This window comes from Bacillus sp. NPDC077411, from assembly GCF_044543425.1.
Taxonomy (GTDB): domain Bacteria; phylum Bacillota; class Bacilli; order Bacillales; family Bacillaceae_G; genus Bacillus_A; species Bacillus_A bruguierae.
This window is the reverse complement of record NZ_JBITWA010000004.1, coordinates 229,345-246,188: the sequence shown is the minus strand read 5'-3', so window position 1 is coordinate 246,188 and position 16,844 is coordinate 229,345. Positions and strand designations below refer to the sequence as shown.

19 protein-coding genes are annotated in these 16,844 nt (G+C 37.8%); 5 read left to right on the top strand and 14 right to left on the bottom strand.

The annotated features are described in order from the left end of the window. Nucleotides 1-36 precede the first annotated feature (36 nt). Nucleotides 37-1,446, top strand: a complete 1,410-nt coding sequence (bcaP, locus tag ACIGHG_RS08360; protein WP_336471997.1) for a branched-chain amino acid transporter BcaP — start codon at nt 37-39, stop codon at nt 1,444-1,446. 18 nt (nt 1,447-1,464) lie between these two features. Here bcaP and ACIGHG_RS08355 read toward each other — a convergent pair whose 3' ends face one another. The 5 genes from ACIGHG_RS08355 to ACIGHG_RS08335 all read right to left on the bottom strand — a co-directional run bounded on the left by ACIGHG_RS08355 (nt 1,465) and on the right by ACIGHG_RS08335 (nt 4,506). Further along, nucleotides 1,465-2,076: a hypothetical protein gene (locus ACIGHG_RS08355; RefSeq protein ID WP_396548012.1), complete on the bottom strand. Its 612-nt coding sequence runs from the start codon at nt 2,074-2,076 to the stop codon at nt 1,465-1,467. Next, on the bottom strand, nt 2,076-2,834 hold the full coding sequence (locus ACIGHG_RS08350) for a MerR family transcriptional regulator (protein ID WP_336471995.1): 759 nt from the start codon (nt 2,832-2,834) through the stop codon (nt 2,076-2,078). Before ACIGHG_RS08350 ends, ACIGHG_RS08355 begins: the two co-directional genes overlap by 1 nt. A gap of 107 nt (nt 2,835-2,941) precedes the next feature. Then, nucleotides 2,942-3,166, bottom strand: a complete 225-nt coding sequence (locus tag ACIGHG_RS08345) for a hypothetical protein (RefSeq protein WP_336471994.1) — start codon at nt 3,164-3,166, stop codon at nt 2,942-2,944. Between the two features lie 13 nt (nt 3,167-3,179). Continuing rightward, entirely contained in the window at nt 3,180-3,377 is a 198-nt protein-coding gene (locus tag ACIGHG_RS08340; RefSeq protein ID WP_336471993.1) for a helix-turn-helix transcriptional regulator, read from the bottom strand. Between the two features lie 115 nt (nt 3,378-3,492). After that, a complete protein-coding gene (locus ACIGHG_RS08335) occupies nt 3,493-4,506 on the bottom strand; it encodes a YeiH family protein (RefSeq protein WP_396548071.1) in 1,014 nt (337 codons plus the stop codon). A gap of 448 nt (nt 4,507-4,954) precedes the next feature. Between ACIGHG_RS08335 and ACIGHG_RS08330 the strand changes: the two genes are divergently transcribed. The 4 genes from ACIGHG_RS08330 (at nt 4,955) to abc-f (ending at nt 8,720) form a co-directional block, all read left to right on the top strand. Next, nucleotides 4,955-5,848, top strand: coding sequence for a LysR family transcriptional regulator (locus tag ACIGHG_RS08330; RefSeq protein ID WP_396548069.1), 894 nt, complete (start codon nt 4,955-4,957; stop codon nt 5,846-5,848). 50 nt (nt 5,849-5,898) lie between these two features. After that, complete coding sequence (locus ACIGHG_RS08325) at nt 5,899-6,258, top strand: MerR family transcriptional regulator (RefSeq protein WP_090915914.1); 360 nt, start codon at nt 5,899-5,901, stop codon at nt 6,256-6,258. A 6-nt stretch (nt 6,259-6,264) separates the two neighbouring features. Beyond that, entirely contained in the window at nt 6,265-6,801 is a 537-nt protein-coding gene (locus tag ACIGHG_RS08320) for a flavodoxin family protein (protein ID WP_396548009.1), read from the top strand. Nucleotides 6,802-7,082: 281 nt separating this feature from the next. Beyond that, nucleotides 7,083-8,720, top strand: a complete 1,638-nt coding sequence (gene abc-f / locus ACIGHG_RS08315) for a ribosomal protection-like ABC-F family protein (RefSeq protein ID WP_396548007.1) — start codon at nt 7,083-7,085, stop codon at nt 8,718-8,720. Between the two features lie 100 nt (nt 8,721-8,820). Here abc-f and ACIGHG_RS08310 read toward each other — a convergent pair whose 3' ends face one another. From ACIGHG_RS08310 to cccB, 9 genes are all read right to left on the bottom strand, one after another. Continuing rightward, a complete protein-coding gene (locus ACIGHG_RS08310) occupies nt 8,821-9,528 on the bottom strand; it encodes a nitroreductase family protein (protein ID WP_090915908.1) in 708 nt (235 codons plus the stop codon). A gap of 114 nt (nt 9,529-9,642) precedes the next feature. Further along, nucleotides 9,643-10,059, bottom strand: coding sequence for an RrF2 family transcriptional regulator (locus ACIGHG_RS08305; protein ID WP_336471988.1), 417 nt, complete (start codon nt 10,057-10,059; stop codon nt 9,643-9,645). 110 nt (nt 10,060-10,169) lie between these two features. Then, on the bottom strand, nt 10,170-10,484 hold the full coding sequence (locus ACIGHG_RS08300) for a heavy metal-binding domain-containing protein (protein ID WP_090915904.1): 315 nt from the start codon (nt 10,482-10,484) through the stop codon (nt 10,170-10,172). A gap of 158 nt (nt 10,485-10,642) precedes the next feature. After that, the gene (locus tag ACIGHG_RS08295; protein ID WP_336471987.1) at nt 10,643-10,975 is read right to left on the bottom strand and encodes a DUF1904 family protein; all 333 of its coding nucleotides are present in this window, start codon (nt 10,973-10,975) and stop codon (nt 10,643-10,645) included. A gap of 208 nt (nt 10,976-11,183) precedes the next feature. Next, nucleotides 11,184-12,386, bottom strand: a complete 1,203-nt coding sequence (locus ACIGHG_RS08290) for a PDZ domain-containing protein (RefSeq protein ID WP_336471986.1) — start codon at nt 12,384-12,386, stop codon at nt 11,184-11,186. Nucleotides 12,387-12,719: 333 nt separating this feature from the next. Then, on the bottom strand, nt 12,720-14,150 hold the full coding sequence (locus ACIGHG_RS08285) for a S41 family peptidase (RefSeq protein ID WP_396548003.1): 1,431 nt from the start codon (nt 14,148-14,150) through the stop codon (nt 12,720-12,722). Between the two features lie 123 nt (nt 14,151-14,273). After that, nucleotides 14,274-15,167, bottom strand: coding sequence for a permease-like cell division protein FtsX (gene ftsX / locus ACIGHG_RS08280; RefSeq protein ID WP_090920296.1), 894 nt, complete (start codon nt 15,165-15,167; stop codon nt 14,274-14,276). Next, nucleotides 15,157-15,843 carry a cell division ATP-binding protein FtsE gene (ftsE, locus tag ACIGHG_RS08275; protein WP_090920293.1) on the bottom strand — a complete coding sequence of 229 codons (687 nt, stop codon included), beginning with the start codon at nt 15,841-15,843 and terminating at the stop codon, nt 15,157-15,159. The genes ftsX and ftsE overlap by 11 nt, the downstream gene beginning before the upstream one ends. Before the next feature lie 481 nt (nt 15,844-16,324). Continuing rightward, a complete protein-coding gene (gene cccB, locus ACIGHG_RS08270; protein ID WP_336471984.1) occupies nt 16,325-16,654 on the bottom strand; it encodes a cytochrome c551 in 330 nt (109 codons plus the stop codon). Nucleotides 16,655-16,844 lie beyond the last annotated feature (190 nt).

The window sequence follows — 16,844 nt, the reverse complement described above, 5'->3', positions numbered from 1 at the left end:
AGAATATTACAACAACTAGAGGGTGAGGGAGCTTATATGGATCTATTTCGAAAAAAATCGATTTCTGCACTGCTAGCGCAATCGCAGCAGAAAGGCGCTTCTTTAAAAAAGGAGCTAGGTGCATTTGATTTAACAATGTTAGGAGTCGGCGCTATTATTGGAACAGGCATCTTCGTTCTTACCGGCGTTGCAGCAGCAAAACATGCAGGACCAGCACTTATTTTATCGTTTATTTTATCCGGTTTAGCCTGTGTATTTGCGGCATTATGTTATTCCGAATTTGCTTCAACTGTACCGGTATCAGGTAGTGCTTACACTTACAGCTATGCAACATTTGGAGAAATCATTGCTTGGATTTTAGGTTGGGACTTAATTCTAGAATACGGATTGGCATCTTCAGCCGTTGCATCTGGTTGGTCAGGATATTTCCAAGGATTATTAGCTGGATTTGGTATTAAATTGCCTCACGCTTTAACCAGCGCTTATAATCCTGCAGCTGGCACATACGTAGACGTACCAGCAATTTGTATCATTTTTATCATGACATTGTTATTAACAAGAGGCGCAAAAAAATCAGCTCGCTTCAATGCCATTATGGTAGCTATCAAAATTTTTGTTGTTCTTCTATTCATCGGCGTTGGTGCTTTCTATGTAAAACCCGAGAACTGGACGCCATTCATGCCATTTGGCTTCTCTGGCGTAACAACTGGAGCAGCAACTGTATTCTTTGCTTATATCGGATTTGACGCTGTATCAACAGCTGCTGAAGAAGTAAAAAATCCACAGCGTAATATGCCAATTGGTATTATTGCTTCCTTAGCAATCTGCACAATCTTATATATCGTTGTTTCATTAGTATTGACAGGAATCGTTCCCTACAACCAATTAAACGTAAAGAACCCTGTTGCATATGCTTTGCAATATATTCATCAAGATTGGATTGCTGGACTTATCTCTTTAGGAGCAATTGCTGGGATTACAACAGTATTACTCGTTATGCTATATGGACAAACTCGTTTATTTTATGCAATGAGCCGTGATGGCTTACTACCAAAAGCATTTTCTCGCGTAAATCAAAAAACGCAAACACCTGTTATGAACAGCTGGATTACAGCAGCTATGGTTGCTTTCTTTTCTGGATTTGTTCCATTGGACAAGCTAGCAGAGCTAACAAACATCGGTACATTATTCGCATTCATCGTTGTATCAATCGGCGTTATCATCTTACGAAAAAAACAACCAGAGTTGCCGCGTGCTTTTAAAGTACCATTCGTACCATTGGTTCCGATATTAGCAATTCTATTCTGCGGATACTTAACATTACAACTTCCTGCAACAACATGGATCGGCTTTGTCGTTTGGTTAATTATCGGATTAGTTGTATATTTCAGCTACGGTTATAAAAATAGTACGCTGAAAAATGAGCAAAAAGAAGACGTTGCCTAATAAAAAGAAGTGTTGTCTTTAACGAGACAACACTTCTTTTTTCTTTTTCGGAAAGATAACGTAAGAAAGAGTAATAAGCGTATCTACACCGAAAACGATTCTCCACACTTTACTTACACGATTCACAGTTTCATTTAAAAATATATCAGCATCCAAACTTGATATGTTTTCAAGTGGTACTAATCCATACAGAAAGAAAAACACAATGTGCACACCCGCAAATACAATAAAGTGAATCCCCCAATGTAACAACTCTTGCTTCGTATATGCCCAGCCTGTTAATTCTACTTCCTCTTGTGTCATTGGCAGTGCTTCTCCCCGCCACTTTGCAATCATTCGTTGTATACGTAAATCTAGCTTCCTTAAATCTTTCTTTCCATAAAAAACAGCATACAATAAGATGATGACGATAATAATTTGAAATTGAGAAAACTTCCCTGTTTCATAATAATCAACGACACCTAACGTTAAAATAAATAATTCATTTAACAATAATACAATCCCTACAATGAAACTTGCTTTATGCAGTTGAAAGGCATACCTTAACAAAAAGAAACTAATCACTGCACTCCAAAACACAATTTCAGCGCCAATTAAAAATGCCCAGCGATACTCGATTAGTATATTCATTATTTCTCCTCTCCTTCTATATACACTTCAAAAGCCGTATCCATATACTGCAAAAGCTCTTCTTCAATTGGATACATATTCATCCTTTTCGACTCTTCTTTTGATTTACGTACTTCCCACAATTTATCTAAAAACGCTTCATCACCGTTTGCCATCTCCCTGCATTTTTCTAAAATGATTCCAGTAATTCCTTGTACTTCCGCATCACTTGGTGCTTTTTTCTTCTGCATGAGTTGCCGCATTCGCTTTAATAAAATAATCCACTCTTGCACTTCTGCATTTTGCTCACTCATGTTTGGCAAATTTTTAAGCAAATGTTCTTCTTCCTGTGAAAATACTTGTTGCTGAAATAGCTGGCGCATTCGCGGGGACTGCTGGGAGAGCTGCATAAGCTCAAACATCATATCCCAATTCAGCTCTCCTTCTAGCTCATTAGAATACAAGACAGCTTGCAGCATTTTCTCCATACGTGAAAACTTCTGCTGCTCTTCTCTTACGAACAACAATTGCTGTTGCAAAAACTCTTTAACATTTACACGCTCTGTTTCTAACATATTCATAATTTCTTTTAAAGGGAATCCCATTTCTTTTAAAAACAATATCTGCTGCAATTTCCATACATCACGTTCACTATATAATCGGTGCCCGCCTTCCGTCTTTCCGCTCGGCTCTAACAAACCGATCTGATCATAATACCGAAGCGTCCTTACTGTAACACTTGTTTCCTTCGTTAACTGTTGAATAGAAATCATTTCCATCACCCTCTCGTTTTCATTATAAAAGGTGACGTAACGTTAGTTTCAAGAGGTTTTATAAAAAAGAGCCGTTTACATCTTCATGTAAACAGCTCTTATCGAAATCATTCTTATTCATCATCTTCAAGATTTTTAAGCTTTCGTTTCTCCCATGCACAAATCGCAAAAAAGATTGCACTACCAGTTGCCATAATTGGAAACTCCCAACCTGTTTTCCCTTTCGTTATCATGTCATAAAATGTCCAAATTAATAAGCATGTACTGTAAAACATAAAGGTGTATCTAGAAGCTTTTCCTGTTATGTGCCATTCGTATTCATCGACTCGTCTTTTCATGATTCAATTCCCCCTATTCCAACGTAAAAATCTCCTCCACACTCATCTTAAAATACTTCGCAATCTTTAATGACAACTCCAAACTCGGATTGTAATGATGATTTTCAATCGCAACAATTGTTTGACGCGTCACTTGCATTGCTTTTGCCATCTCAACTTGCGTAATATGATTTTTCTTTCTTAATTCTTTAATTCTGTTTTGTACCCCCATAGAACCCACCCTCAAAAAGTAAAGATATCTTTACTTTTATTATAAATATTTTCCAGAACAAGTAAAGATATCTTTACAAAATCCCCAATAAAAAAGGACTTGCCCAGCAAGTCCTCTACACAAAATGCAACACATACAAAAGCGTATACCCAAGAACAGAAAGTAATACCGATCCAATGAGCCCTGCAATAAATGCTTTCGTTCCTAGCTTACGAAATGTCTTAAATTCTACATTTAAGCCAAGCCCAGCCATGGCCATAGCCATAAGCATATAAGAAATAACAACGATATCGCTTGCGATTTTTTCAGGTACAATTCCTAATGAATGAAACGCACTCACTGCTAAGAAACCAAAAATAAACCACGGAATCGGAATGTCACGCCAAGATTTTTTTTGTCCCGTTTCTTCTCCACGCTGAAACCATATGCCAATTAAAATGGCCACAGGTACAAGAAAGGCAACGCGCGTTAACTTCATAATTACCGCAATATCAACCGATTGACTTCCACCAGGTGCTGCTGCTGCAATGACATGAGCAATTTCATGCAATGTTGCCCCAGAAAAAACACCATATCCATACGGAGACAAATGAAGCACAGGATACAGCAATGTATATGCTAATGTGAAAATTGTTCCTAAAATCGCAACGATCGCTGCACTAACTGCGACCTCTTCATCCTTTGCTTTTACTTGCGGTCCAATTGCCACAACAGCTGCCGCCCCGCAAATCGCTGTTCCGCATGCCGTTAAAATGCCAAGTTTCTTCTCTACTTTACAAAAACGCGTTAATGCATATACAACAGTAAGCGTAAATGTAATGACAATTGCGGCCATGACCAATACCTTTGGACCAGCCTTCGCAATATCAACTAAATTTAATCGCATACCGAGTAATATAATCCCTAGACGCAGTAGTTTTTTACTCGAAAAATTCGTTCCTGCAATCGCTTGATTCGGTACACCAATTGCCGCTCTCCATATCATTCCGATTAGAATAGCAATTACTAATTGGCCCATAATACTTAAAAATGGAAGCTGCGCCAAGTATTTTGCAACAATAGCAATAAGTAACGTAATCCCAATGCCCTGCGCGAATCCGAAACGCTTCTCCTTTTGTAAGGCTATCATTTGATTCACTTTGTACCACTCCAATAACTATCTTGTAACATGCATGTTCGTTCTACTTTCATTATAAGAGCATTTTAATCATAAGTTTAATACTAATATGCTATTTAAATCATCAAGAAAACTTATGATAGAATGTAACTACTCAGTCACTCTATGAAAAAAAGGCAGAAAGGCATTATTTTAAATGGCCAGGGAGGGACTGGCTATGTATAGGAGCGGTCAGGGCCTTTTCCTGCCACGCGCAAAGTTTGAAAACAAAGAAAGGCAGCAAGGTGTATGTCTATTTTTATCTTCATAACAGCAATCTATATGCTGAAAAATGAACATAACTTTCTATAGGTAATAAGAGGCGTATTTTCACTGGAATCATACCCCTTACCAAATTTCTAAATGAAATGTATGGCTAAGTAGTTACGATAAAATTTAAAAAACGAAAGGAATGAGTCTCATAAACACCGACATTTTAAAAATTTTTGTAACAGTCGTAGAGCAAAAACATTTTTCAAGAGCTGCCGAAATGCTGAATCTTTCCCAGCCAGGGGTAAGCATGCACATTCGCAATTTAGAAAATGAATTCGACACAACGCTCATTCAGCGCTCACCGAAACATGTCCAAGTCACAGAAGCAGGAAACATTTTATACATACATGCAAAACAAATGCTTACACTGTACGAAGAAGCAAAACAAGAAATTAATGAACTTCATAATATCGTTACGGGGACGCTGCGTATTGGCGCTAGTTTTACAATTGGAGAATATCTTCTTCCTAAAATATTAGCAAACTATGCAAAGGAACATCCACGCGTTGAAGTTCATACCTTTATCTCGAATACAGAAGAGGTATTACAAGGAGTTCGCTCAAATCAGCTAGATATTGGCCTAGTAGAAGGGCAAGTCATCTACACAGATGTAGACGTAGAATCATTTATGGAGGATGAAATGAAGCTTGTCGTTCCGCCAAATCATCCTCTGACGATGACAAACCCAATTCAGACAAACATGCTGCAAGATCAAATATGGGTGCTCCGCGAAACCGGTTCAGGAACAAGGGCTTACAGCGACCGCTTTATTCACGACCATCATTTAAAAATGAAGCGTTACTTCACATTTAGCAGCATTCAAAGTGTAAAAGAAGCCGTTGCGGCCGGACTCGGAATTGCCATTTTATCAGACTGGACAGTACGTAAGGAATTGCAAGCTGGTGAAGTATGTCACATCCCTGTGCCAAACGAAAAGCTCATGCGCCCGTTCTCCATTGTACGGGGAAAATATTTTATTCCTTCTAAAGCGATTCAAGTATTTTTAGATCATGTGCAAAACTTTGCGAATCAGCAGCGTTGACCTTTACACTAATGTGAAGGTTTAAAATAAGAAAAGAAGGAGTGATAGATTTGCGCATCGGAGAATTATCGAAACGTACAGGCGTAAGCGAACGTTCATTACGGCATTATGAGGAAAAAGGCTTATTGACTTCAAAACGACTTGCAAATGACTATCGTGATTTTGATGAGACGACGATTGAACAAGTAAAGCTCATTCAAATGTATTTGCAGCTTGGGCTAAATTTAGAAGAAACCGCTAGAATATTGCGTTGTTTAGAAATAGAGCCGCACTTATACGATAACCCGTGCAGCAGTATCATCACACTTTACGAGGATAAGCTTGCGGAAGTAAAAAAGCAGATTTCGTTACTTTCTCATATCGAGGCGAATTTACAAAAACACATTAAGTTGTTAAAAGAAAGGAATTGATATACGATGTTCGTTTTACACGGCAGTTCACGTTCAAATGGGAATACAGAACAATTAACGCATATGCTGTTAGAAGGCGTCCAAACGGAAGAAGTATATTTACGCAATCATACCATCAAGCCCATTACAGACCAGCGTCACGATGCCGAGGGCTTTCAACCAATTGATGATGATTACGAGGGCATCGTCAAACGAATGCTTGAGCATGATACTATTGTCTTCGCAACGCCGCTTTATTGGTACGGGATGAGCGGATATATGAAAAACTTTGTCGATCGTTGGTCGCAAAGCTTACGAGATGCCTCCCTTCATTTTAAAGAACGTATGAAAGATAAGAAAATGTATGTTGTCATTGTCGGCGGCGACAATCCAAAATTAAAAGCGCTTCCGCTCATTGCACAGTTCCAGTACATTTTTGATTTTGTCGATGCTTCCTTTGAAGGTTATATAATTGGATCTGCCAATGCACCAGGAGAGATTGTGAATGACAAAGAAACAATCGAAAAGGCAAAACTATATAATCAAATTTTTAAGAAAAATTAACAGAATGATTTGACAAACTAACATCCAAATTCATACAATAAAGGTGAAATTATGAAAGGAAGGTACATCGGCCAATGAAGTTCTAATTCTCTTTTTTATTCATCCATCACAAATAGTGAAACAAAATGATGAAAACTAGAAGAGGATTAGTCTGCCCTTTTGTCGATAACTTTCTTTTGACAGGAACATGTAAAAAATACGTGTACAGTTTTTTGTGCATCTCTTTTTTACATGCTACGGGTGAAATCTATCCTCTCTAGTGAAACTAGGGAGGGTTTTTTATGACCATTTTAACAGCACGAAACATTGAAAAAAGCTTTGGTGACCGCACTTTATTTACGTTACAAGCACTTGATATCCACGCCCATGATCGCATTGGAATTGTCGGTGTAAACGGCGCCGGAAAATCAACGCTATTACAAATATTAAGTAAAGAAATAGAACCTGATGGCGGAACAATTACTCATTACGGTTCGATCGCTATCATTCCACAATTCCATGAGGAGACATTGGAAACAGCCTCTTCTATTGCAAAAGGACAATGGGGTATTTCTCACGTCACAACGAATATGAGCGGCGGCGAACGCGGGCGTTTAAAAATTGCTCATGCTCTTGAACAAGAAGCATCTATCTTATTTGCTGATGAACCAACAAGTCATCTCGATATGCATGGCACAGAACAACTAGAGCAGGCATTACTATCTTATAAAGGAGCAATTATTTTAATTTCCCATGACCGCGCCTTATTAGATGCCATTTGTACAAAGATAATCGAGATTGAAGACGGTACCGTTCGGGAATATAAAGGAAATTACACAAACTACCGGGGGCAAAAAGGTCAGCAAAGGCAGCACCAGCAAGCGGAATATGAAAAGTATACGAAAGAAAAACAGCGCTTAGAAACAGCAATCGCCAGCAGACTACAGCGAGCTTCCGGTATGACAAAAATTCGTTCAAGTTTTAGTTCTTCTGAATCTAGGCTATATAAATCGGGAGCAGCTTATAGCCAAGGCAATGTTCAAAAAGCCGCAAAAGCACTAGAAACAAGATTAGAACAACTAGAAAAGAAAGAAAAACCAAAAGAAATTGTGCATACAAAGTTTGATGTACAATACCATGCACCCATTCATAGTAAAACAGCTGTGAAATTTAATAAAATTACGAAAAAAATCAGCAACCGCACCCTCTTTCACAATATAAACGGAAGTATAGCTCCAGGTGCAAAGCTTGCTATTCTCGGAAAAAATGGAAGTGGAAAAACAACGCTATTTTATCTGATTCAAGCAAAGGAACGAGGAATTCAGCTTTCAAAAAGCTGTAAAATTGGTTATTTTGAACAAACATTAGCCATTCTGCAAAAAGACAAAACCATTTTACAAAACGTGATGGAAGAAACGCGTTATGACGAAGCTTTTGTACGAACAATCCTTGCTCGCCTACTATTTCGAAGAGAAGATGTGTATAAACAAGTAAACGTATTAAGCGGCGGCGAACGTGTAAAGGTCGCACTAGCAAAAATCTTCTTAGGAGACTACAATATGCTTCTTCTTGATGAACCGACAAATTATTTAGATCTTGCCACTCAAGAAGAACTAGAGCACATGCTGAAAGATTATCCTGGTACTGTGTTGTTCATTAGTCACGATCGCACATTTGTTCATAAAATTGCTGATCACATTTTACACCTAGATGAAGACGAACCGCGGATCTTTCAAGGCAATTACAAGCAATATACGAAACGAACTGAACAGTCTTCTATCAATCCAACAGAGCAGGAACTATTGCGTCTGCAAACAAAATTAACGGAAGTAATCGGACGCATTTCGATGCCAGGACGTCACGATGATGTGATTGCTCTGGAAAGTGAATACGAGCAGTTGCTACATCAAATTCAAGAATGTAAAACATCTGTCCTCTGATATATCGGCGATTCGACATAGTATAAAGACCCACAGGCAACATTAGACACTCTGCACACACTAAAGAGGGCTGACCTGGGTCAGCCCCGTTTTTTTTCGATTAAAATTTATTCCACGTTAACACATCATCAAGTGGAAGGCGAACTTTTTCAAACCCAGCCTGCACTGCTTTCCCTACACAAATTAACATGACAGGTTCAAGATTTTCTGGAACATGAAAAGCTTCTACAAATTTCTGCGGATGGAAACCACCAATTGGTACAGTGTCAAAACCTTTTGCTTTTGCGGCTAACATAAGCTGCATCGCTACTAAGCCACCATCAATCATCGCCACGCGAGTAGCTTGTTCATTAGAGAATTTTCCATAGTTTTCAACAATTGAATTGACATAGAAATTCTTCGTTTCTTCTGTCATTCTTCCTTTTTTCACTACTTCTCCGTAAATTTTCTCAGCATTCTTATAGGCCTGTTTATCTCCTAAAACAGCAATGACAATAGAAGCATCTACAATTTGTTGTTGATTGTTTGCAATTGGTAATAACTCTTCTTTCGCTGCTTCATCTTGCACAACAAGAAATCTCCATGATTGTAAGTTTGACGATGACGGAGCTAAAGTTGCGAGCTCTAAAATTTCACGAATATCTTTTTCATCCATTTTAAAATGTGAATCATAATGACGTACAGATTGGCGCTCCTTAGCGATAGTAAAGAAATCTGTGTCCGTAATTTCTTTCGGAGCTTCCGTATGAGTAGTAAGCTCATGGATTTTATTCAAATACTCTTCTGTTGCTGATCTTTTTGCAGACATTATATTTCTCCCCTTAACTGTTCTGATTTTAAGAACAGTATATTCTTTTAACTGTTCCTTTGTCAAGAACAGTTAATTATAAAAAATAAAACGAAAACTACAGTTCCGTTTTATTCATTCTTTCGGAAGTAAATCAGCTAGCTTTTTCTTTGCCAGTCCATCTACAAGCCATCTTTCCATTTCATCTCTTAATTCATATAACGCTGAACATGTCGAAGGAGAAAAACACTCTTTCCCATCTACATCAAGGAATCCTTTTGAATATGGGTCTGCTCTTATCGCATCATAAACTTCTACTAATGTAATTTCATTTGCAGATCTAGCTAAATAATAACCGCCATCTCGTCCTTCTTTCGCTGCAATCAGTTCCGCTTTAACTAAATGAGTAAGGATTTTCCTCAAAAAGAGTGACTTTGTTCCTAACTTTTCAGCCATAATTGCACTAGGGCAAATACCGTCATAATCTGCTAGTACCAATAAAGATTGCACAGCAAGTCCGAACCATTTCGTACTTGAAACCTTCTCTTTCATTCGTTTTCACCTCTCTATTAGTCTAAACGATTTTACTGAAAAGACAACTTAAAGCCCATATAAAAGGAACCCCTCCTCTTAGTTGAGGAAGGGTTCAAAAAATCATTCTCTTATCGAACTTTAACTGCAGTTCCGCTTACAGCTACCATTAACATACCTTCACGAACTACTTCATAATCAACATCAATGCCAACAATTGCGTTTGCACCTTTTTGTGCTGCAAGCTGCTTCATTTCTTCCATTGCAATATCACGCGCTTCTTTTAACTTACTTTCATAAGCACCAGAACGGCCGCCGACAACGTCACGAACAGAAGCAAATAAATCACGAACGATATTCGCTCCCATAATTGCTTCTCCGTTTACGATATCAATATACTCTTCAATTTCTTTTCCTTGAATAACAGAAGTTGTTGTAACGATCATAATAGATTACCTCCTATGTATATAAGCTTATAACCCTATGTATAAAATACCCTATTTTCATGAAATTACATCATATTGGGTAATAACCTTAACTTCATCATACATAACAAATCTTTCATTACTCTCTCATGAATGTTACAAAAGTCTTTCAAATAGCTCTAATTTGCACAATGCTTCCCGTTAATATAATAAGCTGACTCTGTGAAAACCGTAAATACAACCTCTACTTCTGGAAGTCCAAAATCCATTATATATGTAGTAATGGCCTTGGCAAATCGATCACGAATTTCCTGTCCACGCTCGAACCATTTTACTTCAATAAGAGGAAACGCTTCTATTTCTTCCCCATTGTATACAAATGTAGAACTTGGTAGTTCCAACGTAAAATTATCCGTACCACACTCACAAATCTCTGCAAGCTCTTCTACTAATGGTTTACTTATATCCTTTAATTGTTCAGTAGTAATTCCACGAAATACAACATGCGGCATGTTAATCCCTCCGTTAGATAGCTTTATATTTGTTCACATCATAGCATAATTTATTTTGCTGTACTAGAATGTATCGGTACATTTCAATGACATTCTTAAAAACGATCGTATATTAATTAACGATTTACATAAAAAATCATAGAAAAAATAGCACAAAAAAACGCACCTAACTTTAGATGCGTTTTGATATGCCATTCTTTTAACGGCATCAGCCAACTTCCGTATCCCACTGATGTTCTTGTTCTACAAAAACAATCCCAAGTTCGTGATGCTCCCCTTCATAAATCGCATGTTGTACAAGGCGAAGCTCACCGTTCGTATCAACAACTTCCATTTTACAAAAAGCACCTGTTGTTCTTGATTGCAGCGCATTGTAGAACTCATCCACATTTGTTGGAACGACTCCGTTCATTTTTACAATGGTTTCCCCTGGTTTCAAGTCCAGCGCCTCCCCGGCTGTACCTGGAATTGTGCCTAGTACAACTAGACCATTATCGCGGGAAGAAAAGTATGCAGGGCGCCGTCCATCTTCCAAACGCTCTTGTACAGCAATTGTCAACCGTCCAAGAATTGCTACTCCCATAGCTACAATTGCTAATGTATGCCACCAATAACTCACTATTCCTAATAGAAGGACAACTGCAGCTAGCCCAAACACGCGCCGTCCTGTAAATAACAACGCTTCTTTTGGTTCAAAGCTTTTAATCGTTCTCGTAAATCCAACTAAAAACGGAATTAAGAATAAAGAAAACTTTTGTGATCCAACAGAGACAACTGGCCACCAAGATACAAACTGCGTTAAAGTATCGCCTGGTATAAGAACGAATAACGGTACCAGCCATAATCTGTTTGATTCATGCAATCCAATATTTAAACTGCGTTTTCCTTTTCGCAATTTCGGAGTTGAATAGTTTGTGGCATTTTTAGAAATAAGTAAACCTTCTACAACTAACATGAGGCCAAGTAAAATCGCTAATGATACAATACTACTCTCTTCTCCTTCTTGAAGCTGTAAGAAGGAATACGGAAGTTTCGAAGATAATATCGCTGCTACAATGGCAACCCCTAACGTATATGCAGGTGATAAGTATCTATACTGAACAATGATAGCAAACAGTCCCGTCCAAATCGCCATTATAAACACACTTGCTTGTGATACAACAAGGCCTGTTCCAACTGTAATCAATGATAAAATGATTCCTAAACCAATTCCTGCAAATATAGATGTACGTAGTTCATACCAAACATCATACACCTTAAAGGAAAAATCTTTCCGCTCTCGTAATACTCGTAAATATCCAACAAAAAAACTACTTATAAAGAAAACATACAAAGCAGGATGCATTAAAAAACGCACGATTGCCTTCACAATTTCTGATAACCAACTCTCCACGAAACGATTCACCACCATTTATAAGATATTTCATTTCTTCCGTACACATTACCTTATGTAAGATTTACTCCGTTTCATTTTATCTTATCATAATTAATCAAACGTTTGTTTAACACATAAAAAATATACAGAACATTGTACTTATCACATTGAAAATATATATATATACAAATTGAAAAAACGACATAAAAACCCTTTCTTTTTTAGGGAAGGGCGAGAGCGTCTGGCCGCACATAGGAGCGTTCAGGGCCTTTTCCTGCCACATGCCAGGTTTTAAGTAGCGAACATGTTGTATTCTGCATAGCAGCGACTTATAAAGAAAAGCTGCCGGGGTTTTCCCAGCAGCTTTTCTTATTTCGTTATTAATTTTAGTGCTGCTTGAAGCTGTAGATCATTTTCACCAGAACGGATTTTTTCAACAATTTTATTCTGGATTGTCTCTGCTGTCTTTTTATCAAGCTTACCCGTTGCATCCATACTGTTTGCATTTTGGAATGCTTTCACAGCTGCTTCTGTTTCTTTACTAAAATAGCCATCTTCACGGCCTGGCTCATATCCAAGACTCTTTAACATCTCTTGTGCATGCTTCACTTGCTCATCATTATCATTGTAAGACAACGTTTTTTCAATTTGAATTGGCGTTGCATGGTAGTAATCAGGCTGCTTCACTTCGACCGTCGGCTCAATTCCTTTTTTATGAATCCAGTTGCCTTCTGGTGTTAGCCACTTAAACATTGTCAATTTAATATTGCTGCCATCTGTAAACGGCACAGCTTGCTGAACAGTACCTTTCCCAAATGTTTTCTCACCAATAAGAGAATAGCCTTCTCCTTCTTTTAACGCTCCTGCTAAAATTTCAGAAGCAGAGGCGCTACCTTTATCAACTAATACAGAGATTGGATACGGTTTTCTCTCTTTTAACGATGTGTAGAACTTTTGCTTCTCACCATTTCGCTGTTCTACTTGAAGCATTGGTTTTTTATCTGTCATAAGCACTTTTAAAATATCTTCAACACTTGTTAAATAACCGCCTGGGTTTCCGCGCACATCAATGACAAGCCCTTGTATATTTTTCTTCTCAAGCTCTTTCAACTGATCTTTAAATTCTTTCGCTGTTTTTTCAGAGAATGATGTAATTTGTATATATCCAATATCCTTTCCATTCTCTTTCTTCACAGAACTAAATACAGTGAAAATCGGAATTTTATCACGCTTAATTTTAAATGTTAACGGATCAGTAACTCCTGAACGCTTCACTTCAAGCGTAACTGTTGTCCCTTTTTTTCCGCGAATTTTCATAACTGCTTCCTCGCGCGATAAGTCTTTCACACCATTTCCATCAACTGTTAAAATTTGATCGTTCGGTTTTAGACCTGCCTTTTCTGCCGGCGAATCTTTAATTGGTGACACAATGATTAATTTCTCATCCGTTTTATTTACTTCAGCACCAATTCCTTCTAGTTCTGGATCAAGCGATTGCTCAAATTGCTCTGCTGTTTTCTTATCCATGTATGTAGAGTATGGGTCTTTCAGCATTGCAAGCATCCCTTGAATAGCTCCTTCAACTAGCTTGTCATCCTTCACATCCTCAACATAACGTGAATCAATTAGTGTATACGCTTCGCGAATTTTATCCAAATCCGCTTGTTTTACATTGGCATCTTTTCCTGTAATAGATTGCGCGATATAAGGGCCACCAAGCCAATATATACCCGCAAACATTCCGCCAGCGCCAATGAAAAACGCTACAACCATTCCTATAATCGCAACTCTACGTTTCAATGCGGAATTCCCCTTTCCGAACACACAATGGTGTATGAAAAGGCATCACACGTTGTGCGATGCCTTTATCTATTTCTACTATATGATAAGCTTGTACGAAATATGTTTGCAACTTTTTACACTTTATACTTTTAAGAAACGACGGATTGACATAACGCTTCCCCACATACCAATTAATGCACCGATTAGCATTAACAATGCAGATAGCTCGAAAACAAACGGGCTGTATGGAAGCAATTCAAAAATTGTTCCTGCAAATTGCTCATTAAACATAGATTGAAGCGAATTATATGAAGTCACAATCATAATAATTGGAATGATTGAACCTAGTGCACCTAGGAATAACCCTTCTAACAAGAATGGCCAACGAATAAACCAGTTTGTTGCTCCAACAAGTTTCATAATTTCAATTTCAGTGCTTCGTGCATAGATTGTAATTTTAATTGTATTAGAGATTAAGAACATCGCTGTGAATAACAGACCTGCAATTAATATAATCCCAATATTACGGCCGGCTTTTACTGTATCAAATAATTTTTCTACTTCGCCTTGTCCATATTGTACTTTATTTACAAATTGCATTTTTCCAATTTTCTTTGCAATACCAGCTGTATCAGTTGGTTCTTTCGCTTTTACAACATATACATCTTTTAACGGGTTATCTTGTTCAAATAGCTCAAATGATTTCCCGCTATCACCTAAACTTTTAATCAATTTTTTTAGTTCTGTGTCTTTAGAAGAATATTTAACAGACTCGACTTTCGAAATCTTTGAAATATCTTCTTTTAATTTTTTTTGATCCTCTTTCTTAGCTGCTGGATCAATATGTACACGAATTTCTACATCTTGCTCTACTTTCGTTGCAAAATGGTTCATATTCATAATCGCTGTTAAAAAGACACCTACAAGTAGTAATGTAACTGTTACTGCACTTACAGAAGCAAATGTCATCCATCCGTTACGGGATAAATTTTTGATACCTTCTCGTAAATGGCGACTAAGGGTTTTAGTCTTCATATCCGTATCCTCCCTCAATCTCGTCTCGAACAATTTTTCCACCTTCAATTGCAATTACACGATGACGAATTGTATTTACAATATCTGCATTATGCGTCGCCATAATAATTGTTGTACCGCGATCATTAATGCGCTTGAAAATACTCATAATATCCATCGCTGTATCTATATCAAGGTTACCTGTTGGTTCATCGGCAATTACAACTTTCGGACGATTCACAATCGCTCTTGCAATTGCAATACGTTGTTGTTCCCCACCAGAAAGCTCACTTGGCAATGAATCAGCACGTTCTTCAAGACCTACAAGAGCTAATACTTCCATAACACGCTCACGAATCACTTCTCGTTCTTCTTCGATTACTTCTAAGGCAAACGCAACATTCTCATATACAGTTAACTTCGGAAGCAACTTAAAATCTTGGAAAATTACGCCTAGCTGACGACGGAAATGTGGTACGTCACGCTCTGCTAAAGATTCAATTACCAAACCATTTATATTAATAGATCCTGTGGTTGGTTTTTCTTCACGATACATCATTTTAATAAATGTAGATTTCCCGGCTCCACTCGGTCCTACTACATATACGAATTCACCTTGCTTAATTTTTACTGTGAGTCCATTAACGGCTTTCATGCCATTTGGATACTCCTTATAAACATTCGTCATTGTTATCATTATTTATCACCCAATACTAATGATTTTTTCGACACTTTCTATTCTTCGATGTTTAACTATAGCTGCTAAAATCTTCGGTCGTTTCTACTTTTTTTCACTATTACATCATCTAAATATGCAAAACTTTTCTCCAAAATTCTACAAAAAGGCACTACGCTCTACATTGTACCATTATTCCGTTTTAAATTCGGATACAAGTTTGTTACAGTTATGTTACACAGTGCGAAATATAGGATAGGACATGACACAAACAAATAAGACCTTCTGCCTTCATACAAAAAGGTCTCATTTATTCCATAAAACGATTCTGAGCAAGCCGCTTCCGCTTTTCTTTCTGTCCAGCTCCCGCTTTTCTTTTTTGTCCAGCTCTGCCTCCTAGGCCCTCATGCCTAAGAACTTTCCACACCAGAAGGTAAAAAGCACCTTCTGTGTGAAAGAACCTTAGCCAACAGGCCTAAACAGTCGGCTCCGCTTTTCTTTCTTACTTCTTCTCTGCTAGCCATTCTGCTACTTTTTTCGCATCTTCGCCTTGGATTAGACCAGCTGGCATAGCGCCGCGGCCTTTCGTGATAATTTTTTCAATATCTTCTTTCCCGTACTTTCCGCCTACTTTTTGTAAAGCTGGTCCAGATAATCCTTGTAAGTCATTACCGTGGCAACCTGCGCAGCTTTTTTGGAATACTTTCTCAGCACTATCAGCACTTGCTCCTTGACCAGGGCTAGAAGGTTTACTTTCTTCCTTTTTTCCACATGCTCCTACTGTAAGAGCTAACGATGTGCCTAATACAATCATCAATAATTTCTTTTTCATCTATATCACTCCCCACTGTTAATTGATCCCTCAATAGCATTATAATGATTTCCCTGCAATTTCAAAACTTACCTGCATACCCAGTATTATCCTAAATATGGATAATCTCTTGCAGGCTCAAGGCTTCTCAGTAATTGTTTCAATTTCGTGAACAAATGGATAGGGTGCAAAACATAAATGTTCTCTATAT